We start from the raw sequence: 4,573 nt of genomic DNA, 5'->3' as shown, positions 1-4,573 counted from the left end.
ACAATTAACCCTGGTGTCACTATTAATGGAAACCACTTCGGCATCCAAGTTGAAGGTTCTTTAGAAGTAAATGGGACAAAGGAAAACCCTATTACAATTTATGATTCTAATATTGCTCCGCAAGGGAATAGAAGCTTCGATGCAAACATCATTATTAAGCATGGTAACTTAATTGGAACAGCACCATACTCATCTTATGGAGATAGAATTGGTGGGACATTAGAGTTATCTGACTCTTATTTATATGACTTCACAGATGAAATATATTTATGGGTTCCATCTGGACCAGTAAATATAGTAAGAAATAACTTCAATACTACAGGCGGTATTAATTGGGAATTAAGTAGATATTCTATCAATATAGAAAATAATAAATTTGAGAATTGGCAGACTCAATCAGCTATTAATATTAATACCTTAGCAAAGGTTTATGGAAATACATTTATTTATCCTAAGCGAGAGGATAGATATGCTATAAACTTCAACGCCTTCCATTTGCCTGTTAATACTGAGTTAGATGCCACATCTAACTATTGGGGAACAACAGATGAAAGTAAAATAAAATCTATAATTATAGATAGAAATTCTGGTTTATCTTCAAGCGGTTATGTAAATTATACTCCTTACCTAACAGAGCCATCACCAACAACCCCAAAATAAATTTATAGACTTAAAAGCCTATTCTACATCCCAAAATCCATGCCCCTATCTTTCTTAGGTTGGGGCTTCTCTATTTCCTTCTTGCATTCCATCATCTTGATGATATTCGCTTCAATATCTCCGAAGTTTCGAGCAAGTTCTGCTGTGATTGCAGTACTGTTTGAGAGATTTCTTTTTGCGTCTGTGAGAGATGTTGCGATACTCGCTCGTTGGAGGTCGTGATCTGCTCCATTTTTTGCACTTTGCTCCCGATCTGTTCCGTGTACTGCGTTGTACCTTGCTGTACTTCGTGAAATTGCTTCTGAATTGTCGCGAATGACTTTTGTGTCTGCTGTAAGTTGCTGTGCATGGTCTCGATTGCTTTTGACTGTACCGACAACACGTTCATAACTTTCGTTTGCATCAATTCTAAACTTTGCTGTTGCTGCTGCAATTGCGTCTGTTGTTCTTCGATAATTTTCAATAATTGCGCTTCTAGTTCGGTCATCTTTTAGTACCCCATTGGAATGTAATAACCATTCCCAAATCTGCCCTGTTTCTCGTTGACCAAGATGCATAGCCGTTGGGATTTGCTCCCTGTCGGTTTGCATGTACTGATGTTCAGACTGCCCCCCGATATGTTCAGGTGATCGACTCTGAGTTGTTTCTCGTTGATGCTCATATTCAGGGTTTGGATCTCGCTGTATTTGCTTTTCACCATAAATCCGAGCGCAATAACGAGAATAATTAAAATAACTACTGCTGAAATCAGCCCCATATTCAAAAGGCTCAACTTCTTTTCGACTTGTTTGTTCTGTGCTTGATTCTCGGCTGTCTGTATTTCCTCGTTCATTTGCTTTAAACGGCTCAATTTTGACTGTAGCAAGGCTTGGTACTGGTCTAACTGTGTCTCGATCTGCTTTGAGCTGTTCTGAATGTGCTGAGAGATCATATCGTCCGACTGTTGGATAGCGTTTTCGGTGGTATTGGCTCTTGTGTTCAAGCTGTCTTTGATAATCCGTGACGTTTGCTCGATACCGCTCAGAAGTTGTTCCTCGATATTCTGCAATTCGTTGTTGTATTTCTTGTCGATATTCGCCAGTAGCTCTAAAGCCTTGCTCATACATTTCTCCATTTAAGCGGATAGGACGCTTTGCATCTCCATATGGATTTTCTATTGATATGGATTGTTTACTTTCTCGGGTGACTTTGACTTCATTCGATTCAAGCCATTCAACCAATGTTTGCCGATCGGCAACTTTGCCATGGATAACCGCTTGGCAAATGCGCTGATGAAGTTGCTCTTTGAAGTCTTTGATATCTTGCGGTAAGTTCTTTTTATTAATCAGTAATTGCTTATTGTTTGGGTCATCAGGATCGTAAAGCTCATATTCTACATTGGTAATTTTTTTGAATAGGTCTACTCGATCTAAATCTACTGGAGCATAAAAGGGTTGTAATCGTTTGCCTGTCGAAAGCTCGACATTCGGTATCACAAAATTTAGTTCTAACCGTGTCTCTCCAGTTTCTTGATTCACTTTATCTTGATGCTGTACCCATAAAATTTGGTACTGGTCTTGGTCGAGTCCTGGGAATAAACAACGCTCAAAATCTTGCATGATTTTTTGCTTATCTGGGTCTGATAAATCATGCTCGTAAAAGGACAGACAACCACTGGTATATTTTTTGGTAAAAGGACTGCTATCAATCAATTGTGCTGTCAGATCTACATCACCACTAAGCACTTGTGCATGTTCACGCTCTCGATCTTCACCCAATAAATAATCAAGACAACCTTTTGACAAACCTGAACCATGTCGAAAAAAATCAACGATCATCTGGACGTAACTCCCGAAGCTGTTGATCAATTGAAATCAATAAATGAAGTAATTTCACTTTATCGAAAGCACCAGTACCCGCAATATCTGTATTTACTGCTTTGGCAATCTGATTCACATTATTACCAATCCGACTAAGTTCTAAAATTAACGCTCGCTCTGTCTTGCTATACGAAGATTCAACAACCTTTGTTGCTTTAATTTTTTGGTCATCTTCTGCATTGGAATTATGAATTTTAGTCGCTTTCTCTACTGCTGCTTGTCTAAGCAACTTTGCAATCGAACCATAAGGATTATTGGAATCGAGCAATCGATATTCTGATTCTGAAAGTCTGACTTTAAAGGTTCGTTCTCGAACTGCTTTGCTCTGTTTGTTTTCTTGTTCCTGTCCTGACATTTCAATCTACCCTGCTTTGGCTTTTGTAAGCTTTAAATTGGAAAATCTTTGATTTTTCTGTTTAAAGCTTTTCGGGGGTATCGGGGGTGAAGCCCCTGATCAAGGTCACAGCTTACCACATTTAACGTAGTTAAATAGGGGTAGCTGTGTATCCTTGCTTATTTAAAAATGGCCAGAATTGTTATGTAATAATTAAATCAAATGACACGGTATATAAACTCTAGGAAGTATTGGCATGAATATTGTAAAACTAAAGGCACTCAACTCTTTCTCACCGTCCCCACATCCCTCGCTTTGCTCGGGCTGATGGTGAACGTTGAGAGAGTTTCGGCAATACTTTCCCTAAGGGTCGCTGATTCAAAATCAACGTCCCTTAAGTATTGCCGATTAACCTGTAGTTGGGCTGACGGAGCCACGCTTCGGTCGTATCCGCACATGGTTTTGCTGACCATGCAGACAAGGACTAAAGGTTTTGCACCTTCTCCCACGCGCTCCCTGTCGAAGTATGGCGATATCTCTGCGAGGATTTCTCCAACATGCAACTTAACCAACCTATACAACTACTTCCAACGCTCCGCCTATGTGAGATCCCCTGTAAGCGGTTTAGCCTTGCGACTATCGCTACGATGCACCAGTGACACTTATTCCCTCCACATGCACCGCATATCTTCCTTTAAAAAAGGGCGCACAGGAGTAGATAAAGCTCGACCGTTAGGTGCTTATTTGATGATTTAAACTACTGAATTAACGAAGGACTTCAAATTGAGGCTTGTCAAACTTTTCTAATTCTTTAAAATAGATAGTGGTACTAGCCTTTAAGGTGAATATCAGTACGAGTTGGTAGCTCTGCCGATCTTTCGTTAATTGATGTTGGTAGCATCAAATAACTGTACCCACTGAATTTAATTGAAAAGCCCAATAACTTGCAAGAGTTATTGGGCTTTTTCATTAATTAGAAGCAAAAAAATATTTATTTTTTATTTTTAACCGTATCCAATTTAAATTATTGAGGGAAGAATGAAGGTTCTGCATCTAACATTTTTAATTTCTACAATTTCACTATTAACTGCTTGTGGCGGCGGTGGTGGTGGTGGTGATAATTCTACACCTACTACACCTACTACACCTACTACACCTACTACACCTACTACACCTACTACACCTACTACACCTACTGAAGAAAAAACCTATTCTTTTAGTGATTTTTTTGAAGTAATAGGAAATGATTATAGCCATACCATTCTGAGATTAAAAAACAAACAAAATAATATAAGTAATATTCAGTTTTCTTTTAAAGAAAAACCTGAAAGTTCAGATCCATGGTTTAGTTATGACAGTTGGAGAGATGACAATCAATACAGAATGTCGTTTGACAAGCCAGGTAAATATATTATTTCTATGAAATATTATGATACTCAACAAAAAAATTACTTAGAAAAAAATATATCTATAACTATAAAAGAAAGTAATGTTATTAATTTACGTTTATTAAAAGAAGATACTGTCTTAAGTGATACAACCAAACCATATGCTTTAATAGGTGGCATCTCTATACCACATGGTATTAAGCTAACAATTAACCCTGGTGTCACTATTAATGGAAACCACTTCGGCATCCAAGTTGAAGGTTCTTTAGAAGTAAATGGGACAAAGGAAAACCCTATTACAATTTATGATTCTAATATTGCTCCGCAAGGGA

3 protein-coding genes and 1 pseudogene are annotated in these 4,573 nt (G+C 38.1%); 2 read left to right on the top strand and 2 right to left on the bottom strand.

Annotated elements, in window-relative coordinates:
* A partial coding sequence (locus FTU66_RS13385; RefSeq protein ID WP_180112946.1) for a hypothetical protein occupies positions 1-660 on the top strand: 660 nt, incomplete at its 5' end.
* Positions 661-683: 23 nt separating this feature from the next.
* Here FTU66_RS13385 and FTU66_RS13380 read toward each other — a convergent pair.
* Both FTU66_RS13380 and FTU66_RS13375 read right to left on the bottom strand, forming a co-directional pair.
* Positions 684-2,477, bottom strand: a complete 1,794-nt coding sequence (locus tag FTU66_RS13380) for a relaxase/mobilization nuclease domain-containing protein (protein ID WP_180112945.1) — start codon at positions 2,475-2,477, stop codon at positions 684-686.
* Positions 2,467-2,874 carry a MobC family plasmid mobilization relaxosome protein gene (locus FTU66_RS13375; protein WP_180112944.1) on the bottom strand — a complete coding sequence of 136 codons (408 nt, stop codon included), beginning with the start codon at positions 2,872-2,874 and terminating at the stop codon, positions 2,467-2,469. Before FTU66_RS13375 ends, FTU66_RS13380 begins: the two co-directional genes overlap by 11 nt.
* 1,017 nt (positions 2,875-3,891) lie before the next feature.
* Here FTU66_RS13375 and FTU66_RS13370 point away from each other — a divergent pair.
* Positions 3,892-4,573: pseudogene (locus tag FTU66_RS13370) on the top strand (hypothetical protein); the annotation flags it as partial.

This window comes from Acinetobacter sp. YH12131, assembly GCF_013418635.1.
Taxonomy (GTDB): Bacteria; Pseudomonadota; Gammaproteobacteria; order Pseudomonadales; family Moraxellaceae; genus Acinetobacter; species Acinetobacter towneri.
The sequence above is the reverse complement of the archived record's forward strand: the minus strand, read 5'-3'. Positions and strand labels throughout refer to the sequence as shown.

Excerpts from the sequence above, each read along its gene's own strand:
- FTU66_RS13375 (WP_180112944.1), bottom strand. The coding sequence starts at position 2,874 with ATGTCAGGACAGGAACAAGAAAACAAACAGAGCAAAGCAGTTCGAGAA.
- FTU66_RS13380 (WP_180112945.1), bottom strand. The coding sequence starts at position 2,477 with ATGATCGTTGATTTTTTTCGACATGGTTCAGGTTTGTCAAAAGGTTGT.